The organism is Amycolatopsis viridis (genome assembly GCF_011758765.1).
GTDB lineage: Bacteria > Actinomycetota > Actinomycetes > Mycobacteriales > Pseudonocardiaceae > Amycolatopsis_E > Amycolatopsis_E viridis.
Map to the genome: position 1 here is coordinate 1,805,477 of NZ_JAANOU010000001.1, position 13,497 is coordinate 1,818,973.

General features: G+C 71.6%; 14 protein-coding genes. 5 read left to right on the forward strand and 9 right to left on the reverse strand.

From position 1 onward, the window contains the following. Positions 1-30: 30 nt before the first annotated feature. Positions 31-1,404, reverse strand: coding sequence for a dihydrolipoyl dehydrogenase (gene lpdA, locus FHX46_RS08905; RefSeq protein WP_167112329.1), 1,374 nt, complete (start codon positions 1,402-1,404; stop codon positions 31-33). Between the two features lie 139 nt (positions 1,405-1,543). On the opposite strand from lpdA, the gene FHX46_RS08910 reads away from it, so the two are divergent. After that, entirely contained in the window at positions 1,544-1,885 is a 342-nt protein-coding gene (locus FHX46_RS08910; protein WP_167112331.1) for an oxidoreductase, read from the forward strand. A 54-nt stretch (positions 1,886-1,939) separates the two neighbouring features. Here FHX46_RS08910 and FHX46_RS08915 read toward each other — a convergent pair whose 3' ends face one another. After that, positions 1,940-3,445 (reverse strand): leucyl aminopeptidase, encoded by a 1,506-nt coding sequence (locus tag FHX46_RS08915; RefSeq protein ID WP_167112333.1) that lies wholly within the window; start codon positions 3,443-3,445, stop codon positions 1,940-1,942. Positions 3,446-3,553: 108 nt separating this feature from the next. Here FHX46_RS08915 and FHX46_RS08920 point away from each other — a divergent pair, with 108 nt between their 5' ends. Next, positions 3,554-4,522 carry a hypothetical protein gene (locus FHX46_RS08920; RefSeq protein WP_313886068.1) on the forward strand — a complete coding sequence of 323 codons (969 nt, stop codon included), beginning with the start codon at positions 3,554-3,556 and terminating at the stop codon, positions 4,520-4,522. Here FHX46_RS08920 and FHX46_RS08925 read toward each other — a convergent pair. After that, positions 4,491-4,799, reverse strand: coding sequence for a hypothetical protein (locus FHX46_RS08925; RefSeq protein WP_313886069.1), 309 nt, complete (start codon positions 4,797-4,799; stop codon positions 4,491-4,493). The genes FHX46_RS08920 and FHX46_RS08925 overlap by 32 nt on opposite strands. A 60-nt stretch (positions 4,800-4,859) precedes the next feature. On the opposite strand from FHX46_RS08925, the gene FHX46_RS08930 reads away from it, so the two are divergent. Then, positions 4,860-5,963: a branched-chain amino acid aminotransferase gene (locus tag FHX46_RS08930; RefSeq protein WP_167112335.1), complete on the forward strand. Its 1,104-nt coding sequence runs from the start codon at positions 4,860-4,862 to the stop codon at positions 5,961-5,963. Positions 5,964-6,022: 59 nt separating this feature from the next. Here FHX46_RS08930 and FHX46_RS08935 read toward each other — a convergent pair whose 3' ends face one another. From FHX46_RS08935 to FHX46_RS08950, 4 genes are all read right to left on the reverse strand, one after another. Further along, entirely contained in the window at positions 6,023-6,739 is a 717-nt protein-coding gene (locus FHX46_RS08935) for a MerR family transcriptional regulator (RefSeq protein ID WP_167121293.1), read from the reverse strand. Between the two features lie 71 nt (positions 6,740-6,810). Further along, entirely contained in the window at positions 6,811-7,854 is a 1,044-nt protein-coding gene (gene cobT / locus FHX46_RS08940) for a nicotinate-nucleotide--dimethylbenzimidazole phosphoribosyltransferase (protein ID WP_167112336.1), read from the reverse strand. Between the two features lie 15 nt (positions 7,855-7,869). Next, positions 7,870-8,859: an aldo/keto reductase family protein gene (locus FHX46_RS08945; RefSeq protein ID WP_167112338.1), complete on the reverse strand. Its 990-nt coding sequence runs from the start codon at positions 8,857-8,859 to the stop codon at positions 7,870-7,872. 57 nt (positions 8,860-8,916) lie between these two features. Then, on the reverse strand, positions 8,917-9,573 hold the full coding sequence (locus tag FHX46_RS08950) for a DUF3043 domain-containing protein (protein WP_167112341.1): 657 nt from the start codon (positions 9,571-9,573) through the stop codon (positions 8,917-8,919). A 172-nt stretch (positions 9,574-9,745) separates the two neighbouring features. Here FHX46_RS08950 and FHX46_RS08955 point away from each other — a divergent pair, with 172 nt between their 5' ends. Further along, positions 9,746-10,120 (forward strand): HesB/IscA family protein, encoded by a 375-nt coding sequence (locus tag FHX46_RS08955; protein ID WP_167112343.1) that lies wholly within the window; start codon positions 9,746-9,748, stop codon positions 10,118-10,120. Positions 10,121-10,182: 62 nt separating this feature from the next. On the opposite strand, the gene FHX46_RS08960 is transcribed toward FHX46_RS08955, so the two are convergent. After that, positions 10,183-10,353 (reverse strand): hypothetical protein, encoded by a 171-nt coding sequence (locus FHX46_RS08960; protein WP_167112345.1) that lies wholly within the window; start codon positions 10,351-10,353, stop codon positions 10,183-10,185. 130 nt (positions 10,354-10,483) lie between these two features. Here FHX46_RS08960 and FHX46_RS08965 point away from each other — a divergent pair, with 130 nt between their 5' ends. Further along, on the forward strand, positions 10,484-11,473 hold the full coding sequence (locus FHX46_RS08965; protein WP_313886070.1) for a carbohydrate kinase family protein: 990 nt from the start codon (positions 10,484-10,486) through the stop codon (positions 11,471-11,473). A gap of 72 nt (positions 11,474-11,545) precedes the next feature. On the opposite strand, the gene asnB is transcribed toward FHX46_RS08965, so the two are convergent. Next, positions 11,546-13,480, reverse strand: coding sequence for an asparagine synthase (glutamine-hydrolyzing) (asnB, locus tag FHX46_RS08970; RefSeq protein WP_167112346.1), 1,935 nt, complete (start codon positions 13,478-13,480; stop codon positions 11,546-11,548). Positions 13,481-13,497 lie beyond the last annotated feature (17 nt).

A 13,497-nucleotide genomic window follows, 5' to 3' on the forward strand; every position in this document is an offset into this window, starting at 1 on the left:
TCCCTTGAATCTTGTCGGCTGCGGTCCGGCTCAGCTGTGCACGTGCAGTGGCTTGCCGGCCAGGGCGAGGTGTGCTTCGCCGAGGGCCTCGGTCTGGGTCGGGTGGGCGTGGATCAGCGGAGCGACGTCCTCCGGGAACGCCTCCCAGTTGTAGATCAGCTGGGCTTCGCCGATCAGTTCGCCGACCCGGTCCCCGACCAGGTGCAGGCCGACGACCGGCCCGTCCGGCGCCTTGATCACCTTGATCGCGCCGGAAGTCTTGAGGATCTGGCTCTTGCCGTTGCCCGCGAGGTCGTAGGTGAGGGTCTGCACGCCGGAGCCGTAGCGCTCCTTGGCCGCCGCCTCGGTCAGGCCCACCGAGGCGACCTCGGGGTGGCTGTAGGTGACGCGGGGGATGCCGGCCTCGTCGATCGGCTTCGGCTGCAGCCCGGCGATCTCCTCGGCCACGAAGATGCCCTGGGCGAAACCGCGGTGCGCGAGCTGCAGGCCGCGCACGATGTCGCCGACCGCGTAGACGTTCGGCAGGTTGGTGCGCAGCCGCTCGTCGGTGACGACGAACCCGCGCTCGATCTCGACCCCGGCCTCCTCGTAACCGTGGCCCGCGGTGTTCGGGCCGCGGCCGACGGCGACCAGCAGCAGGTCCGCCTCCAGCGTCTCACCGGACTCCAGCGACACGCTCACGCCGTTCTCGTCCTGCTTGGCGCCGGTGAACTTCACCCCGGTCTTGAAGGCGATCTTGCGCCGGCGGAACGCGCGCTCCAGCTGCTTGCTGGCGAACTCGTCCTCGGCCGGGACCAGCCGCGGCAGCGCCTCGACGATGGTCACGTCCACGCCGAAGGAGGCCCACACGCTCGCGAACTCGACGCCGATGACGCCGCCGCCGAGCACGACCACCTTCTCCGGGATCCAGTCCAGGGTCAGCGCCTCGTCGCTGGCGATGATGCGCCCGCCCAGTTCGAGCCCGGGCAGCGTCCTGGAGTACGAGCCGGTGGCCAGGATCAGGTTCTTGCCCGTGTAGCGGGTGCCGTCCACCTCGACGGTGGTGCCGCCGACGAACGTGCCGGTGCCCTCGACGACGGTGACCTGATGGGCCTTCGCCAGGCCCTGCAGCCCCTTGTACAGGCGGCTGATGACCCCGTCCTTGTACTTGTGGACGCCGGCGATGTCGACGCCCTCCAAAGTGGTCTTCACGCCGAACTGCTCGCCCTCACGGGCGGTGTCGGCGACCTCGGCGGCATGGAGCAGGGCCTTGGTCGGGATGCAGCCGCGATGCAGGCACGTCCCGCCCAGCTTGTCCTTCTCGATCAGGATGACGGACTGCCCCAGCTCCGCGGCGCGGAAGGCCGCCGCGTAGCCGCCGGATCCGCCACCGAGGATCACCAGGTCGGCGCCAGCGTCGCTCACGTCGTTTACTCCTCGTTTTACGTCCAAACCCTCATCATCTTGTCACTACGGAGTCGGGGGCTGCGAGGTAGCCGGGGTGTGTTAATCGGCGCACTTTGGATCAACGGGATAATGGCCGGGGAGGGCAGGCGGAGATGAGGTGGTCGAGGTGGGTCTGTTCGACGGTCTGAAGCGCCGGCGCGGTGCCGGGAAGGCAGGCACGCTGCGCCGCGCCACCGACGCGGACCTGCGCCACCTGACGGCCTGGGCGGACGCGCGGCGCGGCGTCGAGGCCTACGTCGAGCCCCGCACGACCGTCACCGAGACCACGGTCGTCCTCATCGCGCACGACGGCGAATGGACCAGGCGGCGGATCGGCAGCCTCGGCGCCGCCCAGCAGTTCGGCCGCAAGCACGCCATCCCGGTCTACGAGGTCGCGAAAGTCGGTTACCCCACGCGCATGCGTGAGTACACCCAGCGGCGGAAGCGCGCGCAGAGCTGATCCGGCCGTCCGGGTGGCGCCGCGCGCGGCGCCACCCGGACGGCGGGGTGCTCGTCAGCCCTGGTCGGCGATGTCCGCGAGCACCGCGGCGATCGTCCGGACCGGGACGCCCGTGCCGCCCTTGCCGGTGTAGCCCCACGGCGCGCCGGTGTTGAACGCCGGGCCGGCGATGTCGATGTGCGCCCACGGCAGGCCCTCGGCGACGAACTCGCGCAGGAAGATCCCCGCGGCGAGCATGCCGCCCCACCGGTGCCCGGTCACGTTCGCCAGGTCGGCCAGCCGCGAGTCCAGGTCGCCGCGCAGCTCCTCGGGCAGCGGCATCGGCCAGCCGCCCTCACCGGTGGCCTGCGCGATCGCCGCCACCCGGTCGCGGAACTCGTCGGAGCCCATGATCCCGGCGGTGCGGTTGCCGAGCGCGACCATCTGCGCGCCGGTCAGCGTCGAGGTTTCGATCAGGTAGTCCGGGTCGTCCTCGGCCGCGCGCACCATCGCGTCGGCCAGCACCAGACGGCCCTCGGCGTCGGTGTTGAGGACCTCCACGGTCTTGCCGCCGTACATGCGCAGCACGTCGCCGGGGCGGTAGGAGGTGCCCGACGGCAGGTTCTCCGCGAGCGGGATGCTGGCGGTGACCTCGAGCGGGTACTTCAACCGGGCCGCGAGCACGACCGAGGCGAGCACCGCGGCGGCCCCGGACATGTCCGAGGTCATGTGGTCCATGTTCGCGGCCGGCTTGATCGAGATGCCGCCCGAGTCGAACGTGATGCCCTTGCCGACGAGCGCGACCTTCTTGGCCGCCTTCGGGCCCCGGTAGGACACCCGCACCAGCCGCGGCGGGCGGGACGACCCGCCGCCGACACCGAGGATGCCGCCGAAGCCCTTGCGCTTGAGCTGCTTTTCGTCGAGCACCTCGAACTCGAGGTCCTCGGCTTCGGCCAGCTTGCGGGCCCGCTCCGCGAAGGACGCCGGGTACAGGTCGTTCGGCGGGGTGTTGATCAGGTCGCGGGCGATGGTGACGGCATCCGCGATCGCGGTCGCGGCCTTCAGCGTCGCGGTGTGCGCCCGCTTGGTGCCTGCCTGCGGCGTGGTGAAGTCGGCGGCCGCCAGCGGCGCCTCGCCCGGCTCGGACTTGTACTCGGTGAACCGGTAGGCGCCCAGCGCGGTGCCTTCGACCGCGGCCTGCAGGTCCACAGCGGACAGTGTGACGACTGCGCGCGCCGTGCCGGCGAGCGCGCGGCCGGCGGCACCGGCGGCGCGGCGCACCTGCTCGGCGGTCACGGTGCCGTCCTCGGCCGCCCGGCCCAGGCCCACCGCGAGCACGACCGCGGCGGGCAGCTTGCCCAGCGTGGGCAGCTTCACGATCTCCTCGGCCTTGCCGGTGGCGCCGACGGTGGCCAGCACGTCGGCCAGCGTCCCGTCGAAGGCCGCGTCGACGGCCTCGGCGCCGGGCGCCAGGGTCACCGCCTTGCCGCCCTGCAGCGTCCCGACCACCACGACCTCGGCGCGGCTCTTACCGAGCGCGGCGCCGGTGTTCTCGATCAGGGCAAACTTCGGCACGGTCACTTGTGGCTCCTCGCGCATCTGTCGACGGTCGTGCCGGGTCGGCTACCCGGCGAGGTCGTGAGCCATGCTAATGAGGACGGAGCCCGGTGGGAGAGGCAGGTGGTGGGCGTGCGGCTGGCGGCGGGACTGCTGATCGCGCTGGCCGTGGGCGCCCGGGCGGGCGGCTGGTGGCTGCTCGGTGGCGCCGTGGTGGCGGCCCTGCTGGCGTGGTGCGTGCCGGAGGGACCCGTGGTCAGGGCGAACCCGGCCCGGCTGCTGTCCGCGGCGGGTCTGGTGTCGCGGCTGGCGCTGGTGCCGTTGTGCGCCTCGGTGTTCGCCGCCTACCTCGTCCCGGGGCAGCGGTGGGCCGCCGCGGTCTGCGCCCTGGTCGTGACCGCCGCGGGCGCCGCCGGGCTGCGGCTCGCGCGGTACGCGCGGGCGTGGCTGCTCGGCGTCCTCCTGGTGGCGGCTGCCGGGTTCGTGGCGTTGTGCTTCGCGATCGAGCCGGCCCAGCCGGTCACCGCGCCGCGGTTCACGACCGGCGGGCTGCTGGCGTCCGCCGCGGTGCTGTTCCCGTTGCTGCCCCGGCGGAAACCGGCGTGGCTCGCGGGCTCGGTGATCGCCGTGCTGGCGGTCGCCGCGGGCGCGCTGTACCAGCTCGGCCCGGTGCGGCTGGCGTTGTCCGGGGTGCCGGTGCGCGACGCGCTCGCCGCGGTGGACGGTCAGGCACTCGATCCGCTGCTCGCCGGGGTGGTCGTGCTGTCCACTGTGCCCGCTGCGGTGCTCGCGATCGGGGGTGTGCGGGAGGAACTCGCGTGGCGGTGGGCGTCCGTCCCCTGTGGACTGATCGCGGCGGCGGCCGCGGCGCTGCTGGATCCGGAGCAGGCGCTGCTGCTCGCCGCGGCGGCCGCCCTGGCCGAGGTACTGGTGACCGCGGTGCTGTCGATGACCACCGGGATCACCGCGCGGGCGGTGATCACCGCGGTACTGGCCGTGACACTGCTGGCCTGGCTGCCGCCGTTCGCTCTGCTCGGTACGGTCGTGGCGGTCGCGGCCGCCACCGCGGTCACGCGACGGTCAGGAACGCCAGCAGGGTGATGACGGCGGTCACCACCGCGAGGATCACCACCGACTTGACCGGCAGGTCGCGCGGGAAGGCGCGCTTGTCGTGGATGCTGCGCCACCACACCACACCGAAGATCGCGGCGACCAGGCCGATGATCCCGCCGAACACGCCGAGCAGCGCGTAGCCGAGCAGCATCAGCTCCCCGGCGGCGAAGGTGAGCAGGACGGCCGTGATGAAGGTGCGGACGTCGGAGGCGGGGCCCGCGGACACCGAGTTGTCGGTCGCGCGTCGCGGCAGGTTGGCGGTCACCGGGACATGGTAAGTGAGTCGGCGATTCTCGGAAGTCCAACTAACCGCTATTCTGGGCCGATGACGACCACGATGCCCTTCACCCGTACCCCGCACCCGTCACCCGCTTCGGCGGAGCGTGTAGCCGAGGTACTGGCGAAGCCCGGCTTCGGAACGGTCTTCACCGATCACATGGTCTCGATCCGCTACAGCAAGGACCGCGGCTGGTACGACGCCGGCGTCGGCCCGTACGAGCCGATCACGCTGGACCCGGCCACCTCGGTGCTGCACTACGCGCAGGCGATCTTCGAGGGCCTGAAGGCCTACCGGCAGCCGGACGGGTCGATCGCGACCTTCCGCCCGGAGGCCAACGCGGCCCGCTTCCGCCGGTCGGCGGTGCGGCTGGCCATGCCGGAGCTGCCCGACGAGCTGTTCCTCGGCTCGCTGCAGGAGTTCCTCGCGGTCGACGGCCGCTGGGTGCCCAGCCGGCAGGGCGACTCGCTGTACATCCGCCCGTTCATGATCTCCACCTCGGTGGGGCTGGGCGTGAACTCGCCGGCCAACGACTACCGGTACCTGTTGATCGCGTCGCCGGCCGGTTCGTACTTCGCCGGCGGGGTCAAGCCGGTGAGCGTGTGGCTGTCCACCGAGTACGTGCGGGCGGCGCCGGGCGGCACCGGTGCGGCGAAGTTCGCGGGCAACTACGCGGCGTCCTTCGTGGCGCAGGCGCAGGCCGTCGAGCAGGGCTGCGACCAGGTGGTGTGGCTCGACGCGGTGGAGCGCCGCTACGTCGAGGAGATGGGCGGCATGAACCTGTTCTTCGTGTTCGGCTCGGGCTCCGACGCCCGCGTCGTCACGCCGGAACTGACCGGTTCGCTGCTGGCCGGTGTCACGCGTGACTCGCTGCTCCAGCTGGCCGCCGACCGCGGCCTGCCGGTCGAGGAGCGCCGGATCTCCACCGAGGAGTGGGAGAAGGCGGCGGCCTCGGGTGAGCTGACCGAGGTGTTCGCGTGCGGCACCGCGGCGGTCATCACGCCGGTCGGCCGGGTCAAGTACGCGGGCGGCGAGTTCACCATCGCCGGCGGCGAGCCCGGTGAGGTGACGATGCAGCTGCGGGCCGAGCTGACCGGCATCCAGGAGGGCACCCGCCCCGACCGGCACGGCTGGATGCGCAAGATGGCCTGATCCACCTCCGACGAGCAAGGCCCCCGCACCGGTGTTCCCGGTGCGGGGGCCGCTGTTCGTCAGCCCTGGGTCGCCCGCCGGATGAAGTCGACCTGCTCCGGCGACGGACCACCGTGCTGGTGCTGGATCTCGGCCGAGTTCTCGGCCTGCATCCGGTACAGCGAGTCCCGCAGGCCGGGGTCGCCGCCGTGGAACGCCTCCAGCAGCGACATCCACTCGCGGCCGAGTTCCCGGCCCTCCGCCGACGCCGGGTCGGTCCCGGTCTCGACGGCGCGCTGCACGCGCGGGATCAGGTCCTGCCACTTCCGCTGGACGTCCTCCTGGTCGCCGAGCCGCGAGCGGCGTTCCGCCAGCTCCGCCAGCTGTGTTTCGCTGAAGTACTGCCGCACCGTCTCGTTCACGGTGGTCACCTCCCTGATCAGAGCCAGGAAGTCGGTGACGCCGGCCTGCTCGCCGAGGGTCGAGAGCATGGTGGTGAGGTGCGCATGCAGGGTGCGCATCGCCACCAGCTGCCGGTCCAGGTGCTCCCGGTGCCGTTCGAGGAGTTCACCGAGACCGGACGTGCCCGCCAGTGCGGCGCCGATGTCCTCGAGCGGCAGGCCCAGCTGCCGCAGGGCCAGCACCTCGTACAACCGCCGGACGTCGGGCTCGTCGTAGAGCCGGTGCCCCGAGTACGTGCGCCCGGACGGACGCACGAGCCCCACGTGGTCGTAGTGGTGCAGGGTCCGCACCGTGAGCCCGGTGGCTTTCGCCAGCTCGCCGACCTTGTACAGCATGCCGTTCACCCACTTCCACCTGCGCTTGTGCGCCGGTGTGCACGACGCTAAGACCTGACGTGACGTGAGGTTCAAGCGTTCGGCGGGGTGACCGCGGCCTCGTCGTGGGTGGGCAGGTCGGTCAGCAGCCGGGCGGCCGTGACGACCAGCGGGAGCGCCGTGGCGGCGCCGGTGCCGTCGCCGAGCCGGATGCCGAGGTCGACGATCGGTTTCAGGTCGAGGTGCTCCAGCACCATGCTGTGCGCCGGTTCGGCGTCCGCGTGCGCGGCCTGCCACCACGCGCGCGCCCCCGGCGCCAGCTCCTCGGCGACCAGCGCGGCGGCGCCCACGACCAGCCCGTCCAGCAGCACCGGGGTGCGCCGCACCGCGGCTTGCGCGAGGAACCCGGCGAGTGCGGCCAGGTCCGCTCCGCCGGCCGTGCGCAGCAGCGCGACCGGATCGGGCAGCACCGCGCGTGCCCGCCGCAGCGCGTCCCGGACCGCGGTGGCCTTGCGCATCCAGGCGTGGTCGTCGATGCCGGAACCGCGGCCCACCACGGCGACCGGTTCGGCGCCGGTGAGCGCCGCGACCAGTACGGCGGCGGGGGTGGTCGCCCCGACGCCGATGCTGCCCGCGACCAGCAGGTCCGTGCCCTCGTCCACCTCGGCGTCGGCGATCGCCATCCCGGCGCGCAGGGCGGCGTGCACCTCGTCGCCGGTGAGGGCGTCCTCGACGTCGATCGACCCGGACCCGGCCCGGACCTTGAACTCGGCCACCGGCGTCTCCCCGTGCACCGAGAGATCGACCACGCGCAGCCCGGCACCGGCCACCGCGGCCGCCACGGCCACCGGGCCGGAACCCTTGAGCAGGGCGTGCACCAGCTGCGTGGTCACCTCGGGCCGGTAGGCGGAGACGCCCTTCGCGGCGATCCCGTGGTCCCCGGCGAACACCACGATCCGCGGCCGCTGGAACCGGCGCGGCGGCACCGCGCCCTGGCAGGCCGCGACCCACGCACCGAGAGCCTCCAGCTCACCCAGCGACGCGACCGGCTTGAGCAGCTCGGCGTGCCGGCGCAGCGCCTCGGCGCGGGCGGGCTCGTCGGGATGGGGGACTCCGGCAAACGACACGTCGGTCACGCCGTCAACCTATCGTCAGCCCGCGCGGGCGGTGAGGCGTGGATCGTCCTCCACCACGCCCAGCAGCACCGAGTCGATCTCGGTGAGCAGATCGGTGTCCAGCCGCACCCCGGCCGCCTTGACGTTCTCGTGCACCTGCTCCGGGCGGGAGGCGCCGATGATCGCGGACGAGACGTTCGGGTTCTGCAGCACCCACGCGACCGCGAGCTGCGCCAGCGTCAGCCCGGCCTGCGCGGCCAGCGGCTCCAGCCGGGCCACCCGCTCGAGCACTTCGTCGCGGAGGAACCGCTGCACGAACCGCGAGCCGGTCTCGTCGGTGGCGCGCGAGCCGGCCGGCGGCGGCTGGCCCGGCTGGTACTTGCCGGTCAGCACGCCCTGCGCGATCGGCGACCACACGATCTGGCTGAGACCCTCCCGCTCGCTCGCGGGCACGACCTGCGGCTCGATGACCCGCCACAGCATGTTGTACTGCGGCTGGTTGGACACGAACGGGATGCGCAGCTCCCGGGCGAGCGCCGCACCGCGGGTGATCTCCTCGGCGGTCCACTCGGAGACACCGATGTAGTGCACCTTGCCCTGGTGGACCAGGTCGGCGAACGCGGTGAACGTCTCCTCCAGCGGCACCGACGGGTCGAACCGGTGCGCCTGGTACAGGTCGATGTGGTCGGTCTGCAGGCGCTTCAGCGACGCGTGGCAGGACTCCATGATGTGCTTGCGGCCGAGTCCGCGGTCGTTCGGACCGCCCGGGCCGGTCGGCCAGAACACCTTGGTGCAGATCTCCAGGCTCTCCCGGCGCTGACCGGCCAGGCCACGGCCGAGCACCGACTCGGCGGCGGTGTTGGCGTAGACGTCGGCGGTGTCGAAGGTGGTGATGCCGGCGTCCAGCGCGGCCCTGATGCACGCCTGGGCCTGCTCCTCCTCGATCTGGGAGCCGTGCGTGAGCCAGTTGCCGTAGGCGATCTCACTGACGGTCAGGCCACTGCGGCCGAGACGGCGAAATTCCATGGCGGCGAGCCTACGCCGAACTGGTTCGCCTTGCTAACGACCTGGGGCGGCTCCAGGTCAGGAGACGGTTTCGCCGACCTTGACCCGCGGCTTCGGCATCCGCAGCTTGCGGATCTGGCTGGCGCGGACGAACGCGTACCAGCCGATCGAGCGGCCGCTGACGGTCTCCTTCGGGAACTTCTGCCGGACCAGCCGGGTGATGCGGCGGCCGTTGAAGTAGCCCTCCACGGCCATCACGACGAGGGCGACCATGCACAGCAGCGTCACGTACTGCTGGATCACCGGAACCGGCACCAGCAGCACGATGAACACCAGGATCGCCAGCGGCATGAACGCGCCCAGGAAGTGGCGGCGCGAGTCCACCAGGTCCCGCACGTACGCCTTGACCGGGCCCTTGTCCCGCGGCAGCAGGTAGCGGTCGTCACCGGCGGCCATCCGCTCCTGGCGCTCCTTGGCGAGCCGGCGGCGCTCTTCCTTGCTCGCCGGGTTCGCCTTGCGGAGCTCGCGGTTGCGCTTCATCGCCTCCCGCATCGTGCGCGGCGGGGGAGCGACGGGGCCGCGGCGCTTGCCCTCGGCCTCCTTGCGCTTGGGCGTCGGCCTGCCCTTGCTCGGGGTGTAGCCCCGGGTGTGAGATTCGACGCTTTCGGCCACCTCGGCCGCCTCGATCTCGGGGCTGTCTGCGGTGGTCGTGCTGCTACGACGAAGAAACCTCACCCGACCAGCTTATTCCAGACCTCGGCGTCCGTGTTCAACCCCCTCGTCGATGTGCCACCATGGAGGCGAGCGCCAAAGCGGGAACCAGCCCGGAACAGATCGGGTGTCCCCGGTGTTCCACCAGGGAGGAGCACCCCCCACCCGGTGCACGGCAAGACCCCGAGGGAGAGCTATGACTACCGCTGAGCAGACCGGCACGCAGGCCGAAGCTGGCGAGGCCACCCACGGCGTGACCTTGAGCGACGCCGCGGCCAGCAAGGCCAAGGCCCTGCTGGAGCAGGAAGGCCGCGACGACATGCACCTGCGCATCGCGGTCCAGCCCGGTGGCTGCGCGGGCCTGCGCTACCAGCTGTTCTTCGACGAGCGCACGCTCGACGGCGACCTGTTCCGCGACTTCGACGGCCTGCGCGTCGCGGTCGACCGGATGAGCGCGCCGTACGTCGAGGGCGCCGTGATCGACTTCGTCGACACGATCGAGAAGCAGGGCTTCACCATCGAGAACCCGAACGCCACGGGCTCCTGCGCCTGCGGCGACTCGTTCCACTGAGTTACGCGGACACGACAACGGGCGCCGGTCGAAGACCGGCGCCCGTTGTCGTGTCCGGGTAACTAGTAGTCCTCCAGCCCGACTACCTGGGCGTGGCAGGCGTCGTCGACGGCCCAGTCCCCCGGCGCCGGCGGGCGGGGCACCGAGGCGCGTGCCACGCGCAGGTCGGCGGGGATGTCGGCGCAGTCGTCGATCAGCTCGGCGATGGTCTCCGGATCGGTCATGGTGCTCACGCACCCGACCGTAGGTCGAGCCGGGCGCGCCGGACAGGTCTACCAGCTAGTAGTGTCGGTCGGCGGGTCAGTTTTACTCCGACGGGGTATTTCCCGCCGGTAACTCGAGTTCGGGAGCCAGGGAGAACCGGTGGGAATCAACGCCCGCATCGCCGTGTCCGGCAGCATCGCAACCGACCATCTCATGCACTTCCCCGGCCGGTTCGCCGAGCAGCTGGTCGCCGACCAGCTGCACCGCGTGTCGCTGAGCTTCCTGGCCGACGACCTGGTCGTCCGCCGCGGCGGCATCGGCGCCAACATCGCCTTCGGCCTCGGCGTGCTCGGGGCGAGCCCGGTGCTGGTGGGTGCCGCGGGCGCGGACTTCGCCGACTACCGGTCCTGGCTGGAGCGCCACGGCGTGGACACCTCCGGTGTGCTGATCTCGGAGCTGGCGCACACGGCGCGGTTCGTGTGCACGACCGACGACGACCTCAACCAGATCGCCACCTTCTACGCCGGGGCGATGGCCGAGGCCCGCAACATCGAGCTCGGCCCGATCGCCGGCCGCGTCGGCGGGATCGGGCTGATGCTGATCGGCCCGGACGACCCGGAGGGCATGCTGCGGCACGCCGAGGAGTGCCGGCAGCGCGGCATCCCCTTCGCGGTCGACCCGTCGCAGCAGCTCGCCCGCATGGACGGTGAGCAGGCGCGCCGGTTCCTCGCCGGCGCCCGCTACCTGTTCACCAACGGTTACGAGTGGGAGCTGCTGCTCCAGAAGACCCGCTGGTCCGAGTCCGATGTGCTGGACCACGTCGGCATCCGGATCACCACGCTCGGCGAGAAGGGCGTGGAGATCGTCGGCCGCGACGGGCTGGCTCTCGAGGTCGGCGCCGTGCCCGAGCTGACCAAGGCCGACCCGACGGGCGTCGGCGACGGCTTCCGCGCCGGGTTCCTGGCCGGCCTGAACGCAGACCTGGATCTGGAGCGCTCGGCCCAGCTGGGGTCGATGATCGCGGTGCTCGTGCTGGAGACGATCGGGACCCAGGAGTGGACGCTGGACCGCGCCTCCGCTCTCGCCCGCATCGGGGACGCGTTCGGTCCGGACGCCGCCGCCGAGATCGCGCCCGCGCTGCCCGTCTGAGCCCGGCGCCACGCGGGACGGACCGGCCGCCGCCGTCCGGCGGCTGCGGTCCGTCCGCGCACCGCGGCCGGGTCAGATCCGCACCGGGTAGACCGGCTCCGGGATCTCGGGCTTGATGCGGTGCTCGACGAAGATCCCGTGCCAGATCATGAAGACCAGCAGCGCCCAGATCCGCCGGCTGTGGTCGAGCGTGCCGGCCTTGTGCTCGTCCAGCAGGCGCTGCACGGCGCGCTTGTCGAGCAGCTCGTCCGTGCGCGAGTCGGCGATGATGCCGCGCGCCCAGTCGTACATCTCGTCGCGCAGCCACAGCCGGATCGGCACCGGGAAGCCCAGTTTGCGGCGGTTCAGCACGTGCGCGGGCACGATGCCCTCCAGCGCGCGGCGCAGCGCGTACTTCGTGGTCTCCTTGGTGATCTTCTGGTCCAGCGGGATACCGGCCGCGACCTTGAAGACCTCGGCGTCCAGGAACGGCACCCGCAGCTCCAGCGAGTTCGCCATGGTCATCTTGTCGGCCTTGACCAGGATGTCGCCGCGCAGCCAGGTGAACAGGTCGACGTGCTGCATGCGGGCGACCGGGTCCCAGTTCGCCGACGTGCGGTAGTGCTCGGCCGTCACATCGCGGTGGCCGACACCCTCCTGGAACGTCTTGAGCACCCCGCGCAGCTGGTCGTCGCGGAAGATGCGGGCGTTGCCGTAGTAGCGCTCCTCCAGCGGCAGCGCGCCACGGCGCAGCAGGTCCTTGCCGCGGGTGCCCTCCGGGATCCGCTCGGACACCTTGCCGAGCACCCGGCGCACGGTCCCGGGCACCTTCTCGAACGGCGCCAGCGACAGCGGCTCGTTGTAGATCGTGTAGCCGCCGAACAGCTCGTCCGAGCCCTCGCCGGACAGCACCGCCTTGACGTGTTTGCGCGCCTCCCGCGCGATGAACCACAGCGGGACGAGCGCCGGGTCGGCCACCGGGTCGTCGAGGTACCAGACGATGAGCGGCAGCGCGTCCATCATCTCGTCGGCCGACACCGTGCGGATGATGTGTTTCACCCCGATCGCCGCCGCCGACTCGGCCGCCACGTCGACCTCGGAGTAGCCCTCGCGCTCGAACCCGGTGGTGAACGCGATCAGGTTCGGGTTGCGCTCCTTCGCCAGCGCCGCGATCGCCGTGGAGTCGATCCCGCCGGAGAGGAACGTGCCGACGGTGATGTCCGGGTCGGCGATCATGTGCTTGCCGACCGAGTCGCGCATCACGTCGCGGATGCGCTCGTGCAGGATCTTCGCCTCGGCCTCGCCGCGCACCGGCTTCGCGGCGAACTCCGGGAAGAAGTACCGCTCGATCCGCGGGGTCCCGCCGGGGGAGACGGTGAACGACGTGCCGGACTCGATGCGCCGGATCCCGGTGTGCAGCGATTCGGGCTCGGGCACGTACTGCAGGGTCAGGTAGTGCTGGAGCGCCGTGCGGTCCAGCTCGTGGGTGATCCCGAGCACGCCGGAGAGCTCCAGCAGCGACTTCTTCTCGCTGGAGAACGCGGTGCCGCCGGGGCCGGAGGCGTAGAACAGCGGTTTGATGCCGAACGGGTCGCGTGCGCCGAAGATCACCTTTTCGTCCGCGTCCCAGATCAGGAACGCGAACATGCCCCGCAGTTTCGCCACCGCGGAGCGGCCCCAGTAGTGGTAGGCGGCGACGATCGCCTCGCCGTCGCCCGCTGTGGCGAACTTCGCACCGTGCTCGGCGATCAGCTGCTCGCGCAGCTGGAGGTAGTTGTAGATCTCGCCGTTGAAGTTGAGCGTGTAGCGGTTCGGCGATTCCGGCGGGCCCCAGGTCAGGGGCTGGTGGGCGTGCTCGACGTCGATGAACGCGAGCCGGTTGAAGCCGTAGACGACCTCGGCGTCGGTCCAGGTGTCGCGCTCGTCGGGACCGCGGTGCCGCTGGCACCGCATCGCCTCGCCGACGGCTTCGCGCGCCTTCGCCGCGTCGTTCTCACTGGCACACACCAGTCCAAGCAGGCCGCACACGGATATTCACACCTCGA

Excerpts from the sequence above, each read along its gene's own strand:
- FHX46_RS08930 (WP_167112335.1), top strand. The coding sequence starts at position 4,860 with ATGACGACCACGATGCCCTTCACCCGTACCCCGCACCCGTCACCCGCT.
- FHX46_RS08935 (WP_167121293.1), bottom strand. The coding sequence starts at position 6,739 with ATGCTGTACAAGGTCGGCGAGCTGGCGAAAGCCACCGGGCTCACGGTG.
- FHX46_RS08945 (WP_167112338.1), bottom strand. The coding sequence starts at position 8,859 with ATGGAATTTCGCCGTCTCGGCCGCAGTGGCCTGACCGTCAGTGAGATC.
- FHX46_RS08955 (WP_167112343.1), top strand. The coding sequence starts at position 9,746 with ATGACTACCGCTGAGCAGACCGGCACGCAGGCCGAAGCTGGCGAGGCC.